Below are 17,466 nucleotides of genomic sequence, written 5' to 3'. Positions count from 1 at the left end.
TCAGACGAACTTGCGGAAGAGGGCTTCGATAGCAGCCACGTTGGCGGTCTGGCCGGCGGCCGTCACGCGGTTGCCATTCTTGTCCACGCACAGCGGGTGGATCTCCGGCGACATGGCCGATCCGTTCCAGACCCATCTGGTGGCAACCGCCTGCGCTGCCTGCGCGGCCCCCTTGACGGTGGTCGCGCCCGTGAACGCAGCGCGGAGTTCATTGTGGAACGCGGCTGATCCCTCAGTCTTCTCCTGGCCCGACCGCCGCGGGTAGTAGACCGCCCCCACGTGCCCGTGCGGGACGCTGTAGGGGCGCTCCGTGGCGTCTCCGGCGCGCTTGTACTGGACGATCAGAGGTGCCGCCATAGCGGGGCTGTACACAACCTGGAACGTCGCGGAGCGGAGTTCATGCTGCAGGTCTATCCACTTCGGGCCGGCGACGAGGTCTCTGGACGCGCGCTGGGTCACCTCGAGAATGTAGTCGCTCGGCAGCCATTCATGATGCCCCTTCATCGCCCCACGGAACTTGTTCTTCAGGTAGTCGACGTTCACCTGTTTCGTCCATGCCGCCTCGAGTTGCGCCAGGCCCATGGTGCCGGTCACCGCCCCTTGAGTAACCGTCATAGGAGTACCCGAGGCCATGTTCTTGAGGAACTGCACGATGCCGACCTGCGTCACCGCGATGCGCAGGATCGCCTCATCCGTCGGCAGACCGGTGATTTTGGCCAGTCGCACCCGCGGATTGATGTGTCCCCAGACTTCGGCGTTCCCGCCCTGCTTTTCCAGCGTGACCTTCGAGACGCCGGTCTGGCCGGCGAGCTGCGAGCCGAGCGCGGACAGGGAACCGGCGCTGCCACCGGAAAGCGCGGGCAGGGTGAGTGTGCCGCTGGTCTTGTCGTATGCGGCGTCACCGTGCTGGGTCAGCAGGGTCTTGGTGACCTGTTTCGGGTCGCCACCGGTCTGGTGTATGGCTTGTCCGTCGCTCGCTTCCTGGATCTCCTTGGCGAGTTCGGGACTGACCTGGCCGATGGTGAGCTCGGCCGGTTCGACCAGCCGCCGGGGTACGTCGACACCCTTGGCGTCGCCCGGCTTTTCGGTTCCCTTCCCCTTCCCCTTGTCCTTGCTGGATTTGCTCTTCAGTTTCGTCCACAGCTTCTTCGCCGTCTTCGCGATGAAATCGACGATCTTGTCGATGGCCTTGTTGACCGGCTTGGCGACCGCGTGGAAGACCTGTTTGACCTTGGACGCGAGGTTGCCGACGCCCAGCAGGGCGGCGAGGAAGCCGATGAGGACGGGGATGGAGGCGGCGAGGGCGCCCTCGATGAGGGCGGGGACGCCGGCCTCGCCGCCGCTCGCGATGGCGACGACCGCGTCCAGCACCGAGTTGACGAACCCGATGAGCTGGGCGCCCTGGGTCACCACGAACGTGACGATGTCGATGATGCCCTTGACGGCGCGGACGAAGGCCGAGGCCGGGTTGAGGAGGGAGACGATCCAGGTGATGCCGGCGACGATGACGGTGGGGATCAAATAGGAGGTGAGCTTCTGGAGGATCGTCGACTTGAGGTCGCCGACGGACTCCTTGATGTGCTCGACGGCGCCCGCCGGGCCCTCGCGTTGGAGGGCCTGCGCCACGGGGACGGACTGTTCGGCGGCGGTGACCGCCTGGTCGGGGACGCCCTTGCGGGTGATGCGGGCGCGGATGTTGGCCCAGGTCAGCCCCAGCAGACCGCCGATGACCTGGAGGATGCCCTTGAGGTCGAACTTGGCGGGCAGGGACAGCCCCGCGCTGGCGGCGGTGCCCAACAGCCAGGAGACCAGGCCCTTTTTGAGGTGTTCGGCGATGTTGCCGACGAACCGGTGCAGACCGGTGCTGACGGCGTTGACCAGGTTGCGGAGAAACCCGATGGGGTCCTTGATGATGTTCATGACCGCCGTGGCGGCCTTCGCCAGAACGCCCAGCAGCATGTTCTTCAGTTCGATGATGGTCTGGATGACCCCGACGACAGCGTCCTTGGCCTTGGCGATCAGGCCCTTGTTCTCCTCCTGGAGTTTCTTGATCTCGTCGTCTACCGCGTTCAGCGCCTGGGTGTACTTCTGGGCGAGGTCCTGGACGAGTTGGTCCGACTTCGCGTCGACGTCCGCTTGCAGGCCGTCGAACTTCTCTGTGAAGTCCTTGGCGGCCTGCTGGCCGAACTTCTTCAGGTCGGCGGGGAGTCTGTCGACCTCTGCCTTGAGTTCGGCGCGTCCGCGCGCGATGCGGTCCTTGGCCTTGCCCAGTTCGGTGCCGATGACGTCGGCGATGGAGGAGATGACGTTCTGCATCTGGGCGACGTAGAGCTTGCGGGACTCCTGGAAGAGCTGGTTGGCCTCCTCGGGCAGGCCCGCGAACTTGTCCTTGACCCACTTGAGTTTGCCGGTCCAGCCGGAGTACCGCTTGTCCTTGTAGGCGTCCATCCGGCGTTTCTGGTCCGCCATGAAGGCGTCCCGCGCGGCCTTCTCGCCGGCCGTGAACCTCTCGTCGACGAGCTTGTCCAGACCGGAGAGGGTCCTCTCCACGTCCGTCTTCGTGCCGTCGAAGACCTTCTGCAGGCGGGCGGTGACCTCGGCGCGTCTGCGTTCGTCGGCGGACTTGGTGGCGCCCTTGCCGCCGTCGACCTGCTTGCCGGTGGCGGTGCGCGCGGCGGCGAGACCGGTCATGGCCTGGGCGCCGACGGCCGCCGCGCCCTGCTTGGCGGCGGCCAGCTGCTTGGCCTCGGCGCCGCGAGCCTGCCCCGGCGCCGTCGCGGAGTGCTTCTCGCCCTCCTTCTTGGCGCCGAGGGCATCAGTGAACTGAGGCTCGTTGCTCTTGGCTAGCTGGTCCTCCGTCACCTCGGCGTCGGCCATCTGCTGGTTGATCTGCTGCGGGCCGCCGGAGAAGTCGGTGACCGCGTCCGGTTGCCGGGCCGGGACCGCGCCCGCCGGGTTAGGGGCGCCGGGGACGGGCGGGGGAGCGTCGGGAGTGAGCGGGGTGACGGGTTTGTCCTTGGCCTTGGACAGGTCGGGTGCCGCCTTGGTGGCGGTGTCGATCTCCTTGGCGGAGGCGGCTTTGCTCTGGCCGACCTGCCCACTGACCCGACTCTTGACGGCCTCCGCCTTGCCGGACCCGGAGAAGTGGTCGGCCTCGTCGAGGTTCTTCGGGGCCTGCGCGGTGATGGCCTGGTTGACGGCGGCGATGAAGGCGGCCTTGTCGAAGGTGCCGGGCTTGGCGGCGTTCATCTTCTCGGCCTGTGCCGCCTTGCCCTGGGCCTGCTTGTCGTCCGGCGGGGCGACGGCGGCCTTCTGCGCGGCCTCCGACTCCGCGGCGGCGGGAGCGTGCCGGGAGGCCGCGGTCTTCTTCGCCCGCACCTCGGACTTCAGGCCCTGGAAGGCGGGCGAAGCGGACGGCGGCTGTTTGACCGGCGGAGCCGGGGCAGCCGTCGAGGGCGCGGCCGCGGCCTGGCGCTGCACGACCAGCCGCGCCACCGCCGCGTTCCCCGCCCCTGTCTGCAGCAGACGTAGCTGCTGCGGGGTGAGTTCCGCCGGCGGGGCGCTCTCCGGCCCGGCCGCGGTGGTGGGTGAGCTGGATCCCTCAGCCGTGGGCCGGGCCGGTGCCTGTGCCTGTGCCTGTGCCTGTGCGGGGGCTGCCGGGCGTGCCGGCGCCGCGCTGGTCCTTGCGCTGGGTCTTTTGTCCGGCGCCGCCTTCATGGCCGCAAGTGTTCGGGTTCGTGGCTACTCGTACACGAGAAGGGCGGGTACGGCCGGGGGAAGGGCGGCCTGCCTCATCGGGCAGTGGGCTGTGCACCGCGCCGCGGACGACGACGCGTTCCGGGTGATCGCGGCCGGAGCCAGAATCTGCTTCGGCCGCAGGTCAAGGAGGAGTGGGTATGCCGTCGTATCTGTCCCCAGGCATCTACGTCGAAGAAGTGGAGGCCGGGGCACGACCGATCGAGGGAGTGGGCACCTCGGTCGCCGCGTTTCTCGGCTTCGCCCCACAAGGGCCCCTGAACGAACCGACACTGGTCACCAACTGGAGCCAGTACGTGGGAGCGTTCGGCGACTTCGTCGAGGGTTCCTATCTGGCGTCCGCCGTGTACGGCTACTTCGCCAACGGCGGCGGGAACTGTTACGTCGTGCGGATCGGCGACGGCGGCAGTGGCGTCGCGGGCGAACTGCCGAGCGGGTCCGCCGGCGGGACGGCGGGCGGCGAGTCCGCAGCCGAGGCGCTGCTCGGCGGATTCCGGGTCCGGGCACTGCCGGCCGTCACCGGTGAGATCACGGTCGAGGTCGGCGCGGCGGACGGCGAGGCGCCGCCGAGCGAGGCGTTCAAGCTGGTGGTCAAGGTGGACGGGGAGGAGAAGGAGACCTACCCCTCGGTGTCCGCGCGCCGCGGCAAGGACAACGTCGTCACCAAGGTCAAGGAGAAGTCGCAGATCATCGCCCTGGAGGAGGTCAGCAGGGCCGCCGCCTCGACAAAGCCCGACACCGGCACGGTCGTCCTCGCGGCCGGGTCCGGCACGGCGCCCGCTCCTGCCGGCTCCGGCACGGTCGCGCTGTCGGCCGACGACTACATCGGCGACGCGGACGAGCGGACGGGCTTCGGCGGGCTGGAGGCCATCGACGAGATCACCACGGTGGCCGTGCCCGACCTGATGAGCGCCCACCAGCGCGGCATCGTCGACGACGAGACCGTCATCGCGGTGCAGCAGGCCCTGATCGCCCACTGCGAGTTGATGGGCGACCGGGTCGCCATCCTGGACGCTCCCCCCGGGCTGTCGCCGCAGCAGATCAAGAACTGGCGGATGGACACGGCCGGCTTCGATTCGAAGTTCGCGACGCTCTACTACCCTTGGATCAAGGTCTTCGACCCGTCGGTCGGCCGTAACACCTTCGTCCCGCCGAGCGGGCACATAGCCGGGGTATGGGCTCGCAACGACGAGTCGCGCGGTGTGCACAAGGCACCGGCGAACGAGGTCCTGCGGGGCGCGGTCGGCCTCCAGACGCAGATCACCAAGGGCGAGCACGACCTGCTGAACCCGATCGGCGTCAACTGCGTCCGCTCCTTCCCGGGCCGCGGGATCCGGGTGTGGGGCGCCCGCACCCTGTCCTCCGACCCGGCCTGGCGCTACCTGAACGTCCGCCGGCTCTTCAACTACCTCGAGGAGTCGATCCTGACGGGCACGCAATGGGTCGTCTTCGAACCGAACGACGACGCCCTGTGGGCACGAATCAGGCGCACCATCTCGGCGTTCCTGGTCAACGAGTGGCGCAAGGGCGCGTTGTTCGGGCTGACCCCGGACGAGGCCTTCTACGTCAAGTGCGACCGGGAGACCAACCCCGCCGAGAGCATCGACGCCGGTCAGGTCATCTGCGAGGTCGGGGTCGCTCCGGTCAAGCCCGCGGAGTTCGTGGTGTTCCGGCTGGCACAGCTGTCGGGCGGCACGGGATCGGTCGACGAGTAACAGCACGCATGCGGGTCCCGGCCCCACGACGGTGGGTCGGCCGCGGATCGGTCCCGGGGCGGTGGAAGACCGCCGCTCCACACACGAGATGAGCTATGGAGGCTGGGATGGCACTCCCCGAACTTGACAGCTCTGTCGGCCACTCCTTCGGGCTGGAGTTCGACGGTGTGGTGATCAAGCAGATCACCGAGGTCAGCGGCTTGAAGATGGAACAGGACGTCATCGAGCTCAAGCAGAACACCACCGACGGAAAGTACGCCGTCAAGAAGCTGCCGGGCCGCCCCAAGGCCGGCGAGGTCACCGTCACCCGCGGTTTGACCGAGGACAACAGCTTCGAGGCGTGGATCAAGTCGTCCCGCTTCGGGAAGATGGGCGACGCCCGCAAGAACGGCGCGATCATCGTCTACGACTACGAGGGCAGCGCGATCAAGCGCTACCAGTTGATCAACGCCTGGCCGAAGGCGCTGGAGATCGGCACCCTCAAGGCGGGCGACACCTCGGTGCTCACCGAGAAGCTCTCGATCACGTACGAGAGCATGGAAGTTGAGTGATGCGCAGAGGGACGCCCGCTCCGGCGCGGCCGGCGGCACAGTCGTCGCCGGGCGCACCGGAGCACGACCGCACCGGCGGGCCGGGCGAGAGCGCGAGCGGTGCGGGGCGTGACACGCTCCGCACCGAGTTCGCCTTCGAACTGCCGCGGGGGTACGTCGACGATTCCGGCACCGTCCACCGGCACGGTGTGATGCGGCTGGCCACCGCCCGCGACGAGCTCATCCCGCTGCGGGACGACCGGGTGCGGGAGAACTCCGCGTACCTGTCGGTGGTCCTCATCGCCCGGGTGATCACCCGGATCGGCACCATCGAGGACGTCCACGCGGGCCTCGTGGAAGACCTGTTCGCCTCGGACCTCGCCTTCCTCCAGGACTTCTACCGGCGGATCAACGCGGAGGGCCACACCCGGGCCGCGGTCACCTGCCCTTCCTGCCAGGAACACTTCGCGGTGGACCTCGCCGGGGGCCGCCTGGGGGAATCGTGACGTACGCGGTCGAGCGCCTTTACGAGGAGATCGCGTACCTGGCCTATCACTTCCACTGGCCGCTCGAAGAGCTGCTCGATCTGGAACACCCCGAACGGCAGCGGTACGTCGAGCAGATCGCCCGTCTCAACGGACGGTGAGAGGACACCGAGATGGGACTGCTGTCCTGGCTGACGAGGAACGGTGAAGGCTCGCGGGGCGGCGTCACGGAGCCCGGGACGCGAGAGCGCGCCGACGCCGGGACGACGCCACCCGGACCGGACGCGACGCCGGACGCACAGGTCACGTACGGGTGGCGGTCGACGCCCCCCGTGCAGCGGACCCTGAGCGCCCCCATGGGGCTGGTCACCGACCCCCGCGGGTTCGGTGGGCGGCTGGGTACCTGGCAGGACCCGACCGTGACCGGCCCGCTCGGCCATCTCGTCAGCGCCCGGGCGCCGTCCGGCGTGGGTCACGGGCTGGCGGAACCCATGATGCCGGTGCAGCGGACGAGCATACGGCCGGAGGCACACGCCTTCGGCGGATCGCGGGAGGCGCAGAATCCCGTGCGGGGCGAGGACGGTGGGTGGGCAGGCCGGCCGGGTGACCGGCCGGACGACCCCCATGGCACGGTTGGCCCGACCGTCCAGGGGACGGTGTCGTCCCCGGGTCCGGGAACGTCGGTGTCCGAGGGCGTACGGGCGGGCGCACCGGTGGCGCTTCCCCTGGCGTCACTTCAGCGGACGGCCGTGCTGCCGACCGCGCCGGCGCGGGACACGGCGCCGACCGCTCCGGCGATGGTCATGCGGGTGCCCGCCGTCCCGGCAGATCCCGCTCCCGCCCGGCCCCTGGTCGTCGCCGAGCCACCGGACGAACCGGCGCGGGAACTCACGCCGGTCCCCGCGTCCGAGCCGGACTCGGATCCCGGCCCCCTGACACCGGTCACCCCGGACGAGCCCGTCGCCGGACTGCTCGCCGCTCCCGACACGCCTGCGGGGCGGGATGAGGAGGGCACCGTCGTCCAGCGAACCGAAGCGTCGGGCACCGCCCGTCCGACGCCAGTACGGGACACACCCGCGCCCACGCTCCCGCTCGCCGCGCCGCGCACCGGTACGGCCGCCGGCCAGGGACCGGACACCGCCCCCACCGCCCCCACCGCCCCCACCGCCCCCACCGCTCCTCTCATCGGCGGCGTGGACGGCGCCGGGCCTGCCGTGCGGCCCGCTGTGCAGTCCGTTGTGCAGCGTGACGTCGCGGTCCCGCCGCGTGCGCGGCATCGGGGTCTCGGTGAGCCGCTCACCGCGCTGCCGCCCACCGCCCTTCCCCTCCCGGGCCCGACGGCGACACCGGCGGAGTCCGCCGCCGCGTCCCCTTCCGTCGCCTCCGACACATACGTCTCCCGAACCGTGGAGGTCCCGGAGACACCGGCGGCCCCGGAGGACCTGAGCGTCTCGCCCGCTCCGGATGAGGCGGCGGCGCAGGACCTGGTGGCAGACCCGGCCGAGCCCGCGGTGCCGTCGTCCGACGGGGAGGCCACCGCGCCACTGCTCGGCGACACACCACCGTTGACCACGGACCCGGTGGACCTCGGCACAGGGATCTCGCCCGAGACGGCGGCAGGCGCCGCCGCACCCGTAAAACCAGATCAGCTGGCCGCCCCGGGCACCGGTCCCGGGTTGGTCACCGGTCCCGGGTTGGGCACCGGCTCCGGCTCCGGCTCGGGGTCGGGTGCCGGTTTTGGGTTGGGCTCGGTCCCGGGGTTGGGCACCGGTCTTGGGTTGGGGTCCGGCTCGGGGTCGGGTGCCGGCATTGGGTCGGGTACCGGCCCGGGGGCGGGGCCGGGTTCAGGCCCGGATGCCGTCTCCGGACCCGCCGCCTCTTTCGGCGGTGCCGCGCCGTCGGGACCGGTGGCGGTGCAGCGACTTGATGTGCTCGACGTTCCCGGCGGCTCACCCCCCGCACCCCCGGCGACCGCTGGGACGCCCGTGCGCGCGGAGGTCGATCCGGCGCCGCTGCTCGGTGACGCCGGACCGCTCGCGGTGAGTGACACGGTGGTGGTCGAGGCAGTCGGACCGGGGGAGATGGTGACGGCCGCGACGCCCATGCCGATGCGGCGGCTGGACGCGGTGAACGCGGCGGACGCCGCCACGCTTCCCGGCATGGCGCCCGAGACGGGGGCGGGGGCGGATGCCGGGCCGGTGGCCCAAGGCGGCGGCCCCGTCTTCCCACTGGTGGCGCAGCGGTCGCTGCCTCTCTACACAGTGCCGGAAGCGGCGCCCTCCGCCGAGGCGCCGGTCGCCTCCGAGCCTGCGGCAGCGGTCCCGGTCCGATGGGAGCGGGTTGGCGGCGGAGCGTCCGCCCCTGGGGACGGCGGTTCGGGCGGCCATGTTCGGTCCGCCGACACCTCGAGCGACGGCCCTCGCGGTGGGCACACCGCGACCGGCGGCGGCAGCGCCTACCCCGGCACCGCCACCGCCGCCGGCCACGCGGGCGGCGTCGTGCAGCGGGCCACGGACGCCGGCGCGACAGCTCGCGTCGATGGCGCCCCGCCTGCCTGGTCCTACGGTGACGTAGGCCGCCGCCCCGGGCGCCCGGAATTCCCCGGCGGTTCAGCTCCCGGTGCCGCTGTCCTCCCTGATGGCCTCCTCCAGCCCTCCACCCGGCCGCTTCAAAATCGGGACGCCCTCGGCCCCTCGGTCCCGTTGCAACGGCTCGCGACGGTGCCAGGTGCCGCTCCGTCGCCCGTACCCCATTCCGCCACGCCATCGCTCCCGTCCCCACCCCTCCGGGGACGGGCCCCCTCGGCTCCCGCGCTGCCCGGCGTCAGCGCGGGGGCCGCGGCGGTCGCCGCCGGGGTGGCCCAGTGGATGCCGGACGGCTCCGTGGAGTTCACCGCGCCCGCCGTGCAACGCGCCGAGGACGGCGCGCCGGCCGGCGAGCCGCCCATCGACCCGCCGACCCCGCCCGAGCCGGCCGCTCCATCGGCGGCCGCGCCGTCGGCGTCGGCCGCCGCCCCGGGAAAGACCGCTGGGTCGGGCGCCCCCAAGGTCACGGACGAACTCGTCCGAGCCCTGGTCGCTCCCCTCAGCAGGCTGCTCAGGGCGGAGCTGCGCATCGAACGCGAACGCGCCGGGACCCTGATCCACACCCGGCACTGACAGAGCACCTGGCACTAACAGAGCACCTGGCACTGACAGAGCACCCGTACCGACAGAAAGGCAGGGCATCGGATGTCCACGACCCAGGACCCGGCGGTCACGGTCTGCTTCGTCGTCACGATCGACGGGATCGAGCTGGGGTCGTTCAACACCTGTGAGGGGCTGGGCTGCGAGGTGGTGCTCGAAGCCCGTGAGGAGGGCGGGAACAACGGCCATGTCTGGCAGTTGCCGACCCGCCTGAAGTACCCCAACGTCAAACTGTCCCGGCCGCTGACGAAGGACACCCAGAAGGTGGCCAAGTGGTTCGCCAGCATGACCACCGGGTTCGCCCGCAAGACCGCGCACATCGAGGCACGCACCGGCGACGACGTGATGGTCGCCCGCTGGGGCCTGCTGGAGGTGGTGCCGGTGCGCTGGACCGGGCCCACGTTCAACCCCGAGTCGCCCAAGGTCGCCACGGAGACCATCGAGATCGCGCACCACGGTTACATGATGGAGCCCGGAGCATGAGCGGGCCCGTGGCGTTCAGCGCGGCAGGCGGCGGCGCGAGGTCGGCGTCGGCCGCGGGCGGTGACGCGCGGCCCAAGCTGGAGCACGCCTACCTCGAACTGCGCACCCCGCCCTCGGGCGGCAGCCTCACCCCCGGTGGACCCTGCGGCCGGATCGACTTCCAGTTCAATCCGAAGGAGCTCAGCCTGGGCAAGTCCGCGTCCTGGAAACGCACCCCCGCCAAGGGCGCGAAGAGCGCGGGCCCTCCGGAGTACCAGGGGCCGCAGCCCAGCAAGCTCACCGTGGAGATGTTCTTCGACGCGAGCGACACCCAGGACACCAGTGTCGTCAAAGCGGTGGAGAGTCTGTTCGCCTGCTGCGTGCCGACCAACGAGACCCGGCAGGCGCAGCGGTCGTCGCCGCCCTGGGTGGTCTTCCACTGGGGCGGCATCACCGGCTTCCCCGGCTACGTCAGCCAGGTCCAGGTCAAGTACACGCTGTTCACCACGTCCGGGACGCCGATCCGCGCGGTGTGCCAGGTGACGATGGAGGAGATCAGCGGAGAGACGGCCGGCCAGAACCCGACGTCGGGGGCGCTCACCGCCCGCCGTGTCCACCGCATCCGCGCCGGCGACACCCTGCAGGGCCTCGCCTGGGCCGAGTACGGCGACGCGGCGGCCTGGCGGGCCATCGCCGAGGCCAATGGCATCGACGATCCGATGCGGCTGACGGAGGGGCGGGAACTGCTGCTCCCGTCGGCCGACGAACTGGACACGCTGCCGGGCGGCGCGGCGGAGCCCGCCGCGTACGGGTCCGCGGCGACCGGCGGCCGGAAGGACGTCTGATGGCCAACGACACCGTCGCCAAGATCCTCGTCATGGAGATCGGCGGGACCAGGCTGCCCGCCGACCTCGCCAACACCTTGGTGGAGGGCTACGTCGACGACAGCCGAACCCTGCCCGACACGTTCGTCCTGCGGTTTCGCGACCCCAGCCGGGTGCTGCTCGACAAGGCCGGCATCAAGATCGGTTCCGAGGCGCGGCTGCTGGTCTCCTCCGGTGCGGGCGGCTCGCCGAAGCCACTGCTCAAGGGCGAGGTGACCGCACTGGAGCTGGACTTCGACGAGACCGGGACGTTCACCGTGGTCCGCGGCATGGACAAGGCGCACCGGCTCTTCCGGGGCCGTCGGGTCGCCGCCTACCAGAACATGACCGTCGCGGACATCTGCCGCCGCGTCGCCCAGCGCGCCGGGCTCCGGACGGGGACCATCGACGTCTCGGGGCCGGTCCTCGAACACGTCGCCCAGGCGAACGTCTCCGACTGGGAGTTCCTCCGCGACCTGGCCGAGGACGCCGGTGCACAGGTCTATGTGATCGACGGCGCCCTGCACGTCACCGGGCCCACCGCGGCATCCGGCGCGCCCGGCTCCTCGGCCCGCGCCGACCGTGACCCGCTGGTGCTGGAACTCGGGAAGAACCTGGTGCGCTGCCGCGCCGGGGTGACCGCCGCCGAGCAGGTCTCCCAGGTCCAGGTGCGCGGCTGGGACACCAAGACGAAGCAGGCGCTGGTCGGCACGGCGCAGGCCGGCAGCGCGGACACGGTCCAACTGGGCATCAGCCCGGCGGACGCGGCGCGCCCCTTCGGGAAGGCCGACTACCTCGTCACCGACAACTCCTACGGCGCGCAGGCCCGCGTCGAGCAGGTCGCGAAGGCGCTGGCGCAGCGGATCGCCGGGTCGTTCGCCGAGATGGAGGCGGTCATCCAGGGCAATCCCGAGGTCCGGGCCGGCGGCGCCGTCGCACTGTCCGGGGTCGGATCCCCGTTCGACGGCCGGTACACCGTCACCGCCTCCCGGCACGTCTTCGACGCACAGCGCGGCTACGAGACCTGGGTGACCGTCTCGGGCCAGCAGGAGCGCTCCCTGTCGGCGCTGGCCGGCGCCGCCGCGGGCCGGGCGGGCCGGCTCCCCGAGGTGGACGGAGTCGTCATCGGTCTCGTCTCCGACACCAAGGACCCGGACAAACTCAGCCGCGTCAAGGTCAAGTTCCCCTGGCTGTCCGACGAGTACGTCAGCGACTGGGCCCGGTGCGCGCAGACCTCCGGAGGAGGGGGCAAGGGCGGCAAGGGAACCTCCGCGTTCGTCCCGGAGGTGGGTGACGAGGTCCTGGTCGGGTTCGAGCAGGGCCGGCTCGACCGGCCGTATGTACTCGGCTGCCTCTTCAACGGGCAGGACAAACCGTCCACGGCGAGCGGCGACCTGATCGACGGGACCAGCGGCGCCGTCAACCGGCGGACGTTCTCCTCCCGCAGCGGCAACCAGCTCGAACTGCTCGACACCGCCTCCGGGCCGCAGGGCGTACGGATGGTCACCGGCGACGGCAAGCTCACCCTCGACCTCGACCGCAAGGGCACCAAGATCATCGTGCACAGTGACGGCACGGTGGAGATCGACGCCAAGGAGAAGGTCACCGTCAAGGCGGGCAACGGCGCGCTGATGGACGCGGGCAGCGGCACCCTCGAACTGACCGGCAAGTCGGTGAAGGTCACCGCGCAGACAGGCGTCCAGGTGGACGGCGGCAACGGCCAGGTCGGGCTCACGACGAGCGGGGGAGTGGAGGTGAAGGGCAGCCAGGTCGCGGTCAACGGCACCGCGCGCACGGAGATCAAGGGCGGGGCGACCTGCACGATCAACGCGGGCCTGGTCCGGATCAACTGACGAGCCGTCACATGGCGCCGCCAAGAGACGACGACAAGCGACAAGCCGACGAAAAGGAGCCTCCTGAATGCCACCCGCCGCTCGCGTCGGCGATCCCACCGGCCACCCCGGGACGGTCGGCCCGCCTGGCGCGCCCACCGTCCTCATCGGCGGCATGCCCGCCGCCACCGTCGGCACCACCCACACGTGCGCCTTCCCGCCGCCCGCAGTGCACCCGCCGTCCGTGATCATTCCGCCGGGCTGCCCCACCGTCCTGATCAACGGCAGGCCCGCCGCCCGCATGGGTGACACCGCCGCCTGCGGTGCCCCGATCATTGCGGGCTGCCCGACCGTCCTGATCGGCGGGTGACCGGCTGATGGGACAGCAGTTCGTCGGCGCGGGCTGGGCGTTCCCGCCGCGCACCGACGCCACCGGCAGCATCGCCCTGGTGCGCGGCGAGCGGGAGATCGAGGAATCGATCCGGCTCGTGCTCGCCACCTCGCCGGGGGAGCGACCCATGCGGCCGGAGTTCGGCTGCGCCATCCACGACTACGTGTTCGCCCCCGCCGACGCGAGCACCGCCGGCCAGGTCGCCTACGAGATCCGGCTCGCCCTGGACCGCTGGGAGCCGCGGATCGAGGTCGTGGGCATCGACGTCCGTTTCGACGCGGTGGAGGACGGCGTGCTGTACATCGACATCAGCTACACCGTGCGGGGCACGAACGACCCCCGCAACCTCGTGTTCCCGTTCTATGTGATCCCCGCGCACGAGGAAGGAACGGGTCCGTGACGCTGCCCTCCCCCCATCTCGACGACCGGAAGTTCCAGGGACTCGTCGACGAGGCCAAGAGATTCGTCCAGCAGCGCTGCCCCGAGTGGAGCGACCACAACGTCTCCGATCCGGGTGTGACCCTGATCGAGGCGTTCGCCACGATGGTCGACCAGCTCCTCTACCGCGTCAACCGCGTGCCGGAGAAGAACTACCTGGCCTTCCTCGACCTGATCGGCGTCCGACTGCACCCGCCCACCGCCGCCCGCACGGACGTCACGTTCTGGCTCTCCGCGCCGCAGCCCGAGAACGTCCGGGTCAAGGCCGGCACCGAGGTCGCCACCGTGCGCACCGAGACCGAGGAGGCGGTGGTGTTCACCACCGTCCGCGACCTGCCGATCGTGCCGTGCGGACTGGCCCGGCTGGCGACCTGCCCCGCCGGAGGCGGAGCCACCGACCGTACGCAGGAACTCGCCCTCGGCCGCGACGTGCCCTGCTTCGACTCCGAGCCCGCCCCCGGCGACGCCCTGTACGTCGGCCTGACCAACCCCGTCCGGGCCGGGGTCGTCGTGCTGCGTCTGGACTGCCGGGTGGACGGCGTCGGCGTCGACCCGCGCCGCCCGCCGCTGCGCTGGGAGGCGTGGGACGGCAAGGCGTGGGCGCGCTGCGACGTCGAGGAGGACACGACCGGCGGCTTCAACCGCCCCGGCCAGGTGGTGCTGCACCTGCCGGGCGCTCACGCGGAGTCCACGATCGCGCGCCAGACCGCGGGGTGGGTGCGCTGCCGACTGGTCTCCGCCGAGCCGGACCAGCCCACCTATCTGCAGTCGCCGACCATCCGCGAGGCCGAGGCCTTCACCATCGGCGCGACGGTCGAGGCCGTGCACGCCGAAACGGTGACGGACGAGGTCCTGGGGCTGTCCGAGGGCGTGCCCGGCCAGTCCTTCCACGTCGCCCGGCCCCCCGTCGTGCCGGGCGACGAGCCGTTCGTCGTGGAGGTGGCGGACGGCTCGGACTGGTCGCTGTGGCACCGCGTCGACGACTTCGCCCACTCGGGACCCGGCGACCGGCATCTGACGCTGGATCCGAACTCCGGCCGGATCGACTTCGGTCCGGCGGTTCGCGAGCCGGACGGCACGATCCGCTACTACGGCGCCGTGCCGGCCAAGGGAGCCCCCGTGCGGATCCGCGCCTACCGGACCGGCGGCGGCAGCCCCGGCAACGTCGCGGCGGGGACGCTGCGGATGCTGCGCACCTCGCTGCCGTTCGTCGCCCGCGCCGAGAACCGGCGGGCCGCCGTCGGCGGCGTCGACGGGGAGAGCGTGGAGAGCGCCAAGGTCCGCGGCCCCATGACGTTGAGCACCCTGTACCGGGCGGTCGTCCCACGCGACTACGAGGTGCTGGCGCGGGAGGTCGCCCCGGACGCGGCGCGGGTCGCCTGCGTACCCGCGGGGGAGGGCGAGGAGGGCGGTGTGCGGCTGCTTCTGGTGCCGGCCGTGCGCAGCGACGACCAGGGACGGCTGCACTTCGACGACCTGGTGCCGCCCCGGGAGACGCTGCGGGCCCTCGCCGACTATCTGGACCAGCGCCGTCCCATCGGCACCCGGCTGGTGGTCGAGCCGCCCTACTACCAGGGCGTCACCGTCGTGGCGTCCGTCCTGGCGGCCCCCGGTGCGGCCGCCGACCCGGTCCGCACCGCGGCGCTGGCCGCCTTGTACGGGTACTTCAACCCGATCACCGGAGGACCGAGCGGGCAGGGCTGGCCGTTCGGGCGGCCGATCCACGCCGGAGAGGTGTACGCCGTCCTGCAACGGGTGCCGGGCGTCGACCTCGTCGAGGACGTCAGGCTCTTCCCGGCCGACCCGGTGACCGGGCAGCGCGCCGAGCCGGTCACCAGGATCGTGCTCGACCCGCACGCCCTCGTCTTTTCCTACGAGCACCAACTCCGAATGCGGGAGGCCTGAATGCGCGCAGCGGTCGCGGGACTGCCCACGCCTCATCCACTCATCTACCAACTCCCGGCCGTCTACCTGGGAGAGGACTTCATCCAGCGGTTCCTCGCGGCGCTGGACGACGTACTGGCGCCGGTGCTGCTCACCATCGACAACCTCCCCGCCCATCTCGACCCGCGAACCGCCCCGGAGGACTTCCTGGCGTGGCTGGGCGAATGGGTGGCCGTGGGCCCCGCCGCCGACCGGCCGGCCGGACAACGCCGGGCCGCGGTCCTCGGGGCGGTGGAACGGCACCGCAGACGAGGCACGAGAGGCGGACTCGACGAAGCCGTACGGCTGGAGTTCGGCACGGAGGCGGAGATCGAGGAGACCGGTGGAACGTCGTGGTCCGAGACGGCGCACAGCCCCCTGCCCGGACCGGCCGGTGCGCCGCCCCGGGTGAGCGTACGGGTGCGGGTGGCCGACCCGGACGCGGCAGGCGCGGAGCGGCTACGGCGGCTGGTGGCCGGTGAGGTGCCGGCGCACGTCGGATACGACACCGAACTGCTGCCCCTCGCGGACGCGTCATGAGCGGCCCCGGCGGGCTGATCTGCCCGGACTGCGGCCACCACAACGCGCGGGGCGCGGCGTTCTGCGCGTCCTGCAACGCCTTCCTGGACTGGGAGCAGAGCGGCGCCGGCTCCGAAGACGGCGGTCAGGGCACGGCAACGGCGCCCCGTGCCGCGGTCGCCGGGCCCGCCGTCTCCGGCCCGGCGGCGCAGGGTTCCGTGGCGCAGGGTTCCGTGGCGCAGGGGTCGGTGGCGCAGGGGTCGGTGGCGCAGGGCCCCGTGGCAGCGGACGCGTCCGGTGCCGGGCCGTCCGTCCAGGGAGCGGTCACCGCCGGTCCCGCGCCGGAGCCGACGACCGCCCGGACCGCTTCCGCCCTGCCCCGGCCGCAGACCTCGACGCCCGCTGCCACACAGCCCCAGGCGCAGCCGACGTCGGAATCCGGGGCGTCCGGCACCGTGCGGCGGCCCGGTGAGCGGTCGGCGGACCCGGACGACCTGCCCGCGGAGCCGGACACGCGGGACGCCCCCGAGACCGCCCCCCACCCCCGGACCCCGGTCCATGATCTGGTCTGTCCGGCATGCGCACAGGCCAACCCCCGTACCCGCACCCTGTGTCTGCGCTGCGGCGCCGTGCTCACCGCGACTGTGGCGGCGGAGGAACGGCTCTCGTGGTGGGCGCGACTGCGGCGTCGGCTCCGCCGCCGCCCGCCTCGTCGGCTCGCGGCCGGACAGCGTCCTGCGGGCCGGGCATGGCGACGGCCGAGCCTCGCGATCCCGATCACGCTGGTCGTCCTGCTCGGCGGCGGCTACCTCGCCCGGCCCCACCTGAGCAGCCTCATCGACAACCTCCGCGACCGGACGGCCAAACCCACCCCTGTCAATCCGAAGTTCGCGGAGGGGTCCAGTCACCTCAAGGACCACGGGCCGAACCTGGCGTTCGACGGGGCCAACAACACCTACTGGGCGCCGACACAGGCCGGCGCGGGCACGGGTGAGGAGGTTCAGGCACGCTTCGAACAGCCCGTCACGCTCACGACACTCATCATCCAGACCGGGATCTCGGTCAACAAGGACGAGTTCCTCAAGCAGGCCAGGCCGTCCGTCCTCGACGTCGAACTGGGCGAACCGGGCGGCGCGGTGCACAAGAAGCAGCTCAAGCTGGAGGACAAGCCGGGGCCGCAGACGCTGGACCTCGAAGGGAAGAACGTCAGTACGGTGCGGTTCATCGTCCGGTCCAGTTACGGAGCCGAGGGGAAGAACCGGCACACGGCGATCCTGGAGGTCGAGTTCTTCGGCCGCCGATGACATCGGTTCGGGACGCCCGGCGCCAGGGTGCCCCCCGGTGGTGGCGTCCCGCCCGCGGCGCGC

At 71.6% G+C, this 17,466-nt stretch carries 14 protein-coding genes; 13 read left to right on the top strand and 1 reads right to left on the bottom strand.

Features of this window, described 5'->3' with window-relative positions:
• Complete coding sequence (locus tag B5557_RS05600) at nt 1–3,717, bottom strand: phage tail protein (protein ID WP_197697286.1); 3,717 nt, start codon at nt 3,715–3,717, stop codon at nt 1–3.
• Between the two features lie 179 nt (nt 3,718–3,896).
• On the opposite strand from B5557_RS05600, the gene B5557_RS05595 reads away from it, so the two are divergent.
• The 13 genes from B5557_RS05595 to B5557_RS45645 all read left to right on the top strand — a co-directional run bounded on the left by B5557_RS05595 (nt 3,897) and on the right by B5557_RS45645 (nt 17,403).
• Nucleotides 3,897–5,471: a phage tail sheath family protein gene (locus tag B5557_RS05595; protein ID WP_079658073.1), complete on the top strand. Its 1,575-nt coding sequence runs from the start codon at nt 3,897–3,899 to the stop codon at nt 5,469–5,471.
• A gap of 107 nt (nt 5,472–5,578) precedes the next feature.
• Complete coding sequence (locus B5557_RS05590; protein ID WP_079658072.1) at nt 5,579–6,022, top strand: phage tail protein; 444 nt, start codon at nt 5,579–5,581, stop codon at nt 6,020–6,022.
• Nucleotides 6,022–6,507 carry a hypothetical protein gene (locus B5557_RS05585; protein ID WP_079658071.1) on the top strand — a complete coding sequence of 162 codons (486 nt, stop codon included), beginning with the start codon at nt 6,022–6,024 and terminating at the stop codon, nt 6,505–6,507. The genes B5557_RS05590 and B5557_RS05585 overlap by 1 nt, the downstream gene beginning before the upstream one ends.
• Nucleotides 6,504–6,647, top strand: a complete 144-nt coding sequence (locus B5557_RS44155) for a DUF6760 family protein (RefSeq protein WP_099935404.1) — start codon at nt 6,504–6,506, stop codon at nt 6,645–6,647. The genes B5557_RS05585 and B5557_RS44155 overlap by 4 nt, the downstream gene beginning before the upstream one ends.
• Nucleotides 6,648–6,659: 12 nt before the next feature.
• Nucleotides 6,660–9,644: a hypothetical protein gene (locus B5557_RS42560; RefSeq protein WP_107472556.1), complete on the top strand. Its 2,985-nt coding sequence runs from the start codon at nt 6,660–6,662 to the stop codon at nt 9,642–9,644.
• Nucleotides 9,645–9,716: 72 nt separating this feature from the next.
• On the top strand, nt 9,717–10,154 hold the full coding sequence (locus tag B5557_RS05570; protein WP_079658068.1) for a phage tail protein: 438 nt from the start codon (nt 9,717–9,719) through the stop codon (nt 10,152–10,154).
• A complete protein-coding gene (locus B5557_RS05565; RefSeq protein ID WP_079658067.1) occupies nt 10,151–10,978 on the top strand; it encodes a CIS tube protein in 828 nt (275 codons plus the stop codon). Before B5557_RS05570 ends, B5557_RS05565 begins: the two co-directional genes overlap by 4 nt.
• A complete protein-coding gene (locus B5557_RS05560) occupies nt 10,978–12,849 on the top strand; it encodes a VgrG-related protein (protein WP_079658066.1) in 1,872 nt (623 codons plus the stop codon). Before B5557_RS05565 ends, B5557_RS05560 begins: the two co-directional genes overlap by 1 nt.
• 67 nt (nt 12,850–12,916) lie before the next feature.
• Complete coding sequence (locus B5557_RS05555; protein WP_079658065.1) at nt 12,917–13,198, top strand: PAAR domain-containing protein; 282 nt, start codon at nt 12,917–12,919, stop codon at nt 13,196–13,198.
• A gap of 7 nt (nt 13,199–13,205) precedes the next feature.
• A complete protein-coding gene (locus B5557_RS05550) occupies nt 13,206–13,619 on the top strand; it encodes a GPW/gp25 family protein (protein WP_079658064.1) in 414 nt (137 codons plus the stop codon).
• A complete protein-coding gene (locus tag B5557_RS05545) occupies nt 13,616–15,562 on the top strand; it encodes a putative baseplate assembly protein (protein ID WP_079658063.1) in 1,947 nt (648 codons plus the stop codon). The genes B5557_RS05550 and B5557_RS05545 overlap by 4 nt, the downstream gene beginning before the upstream one ends.
• Nucleotides 15,563–16,120 carry a phage tail protein gene (locus B5557_RS05540; protein ID WP_079658062.1) on the top strand — a complete coding sequence of 186 codons (558 nt, stop codon included), beginning with the start codon at nt 15,563–15,565 and terminating at the stop codon, nt 16,118–16,120. It begins immediately after the preceding gene.
• A complete protein-coding gene (locus B5557_RS45645) occupies nt 16,117–17,403 on the top strand; it encodes an NADase-type glycan-binding domain-containing protein (RefSeq protein WP_079658061.1) in 1,287 nt (428 codons plus the stop codon). Before B5557_RS05540 ends, B5557_RS45645 begins: the two co-directional genes overlap by 4 nt.
• The last annotated feature ends 63 nt before the right edge of the window (nt 17,404–17,466 follow it).

Source organism: Streptomyces sp. 3214.6, assembly GCF_900129855.1.
In the GTDB taxonomy this organism is placed as follows: Bacteria; Actinomycetota; Actinomycetes; order Streptomycetales; family Streptomycetaceae; genus Streptomyces; species Streptomyces soliscabiei.
This window is presented reverse-complemented; position numbering and strand designations above follow the sequence as displayed.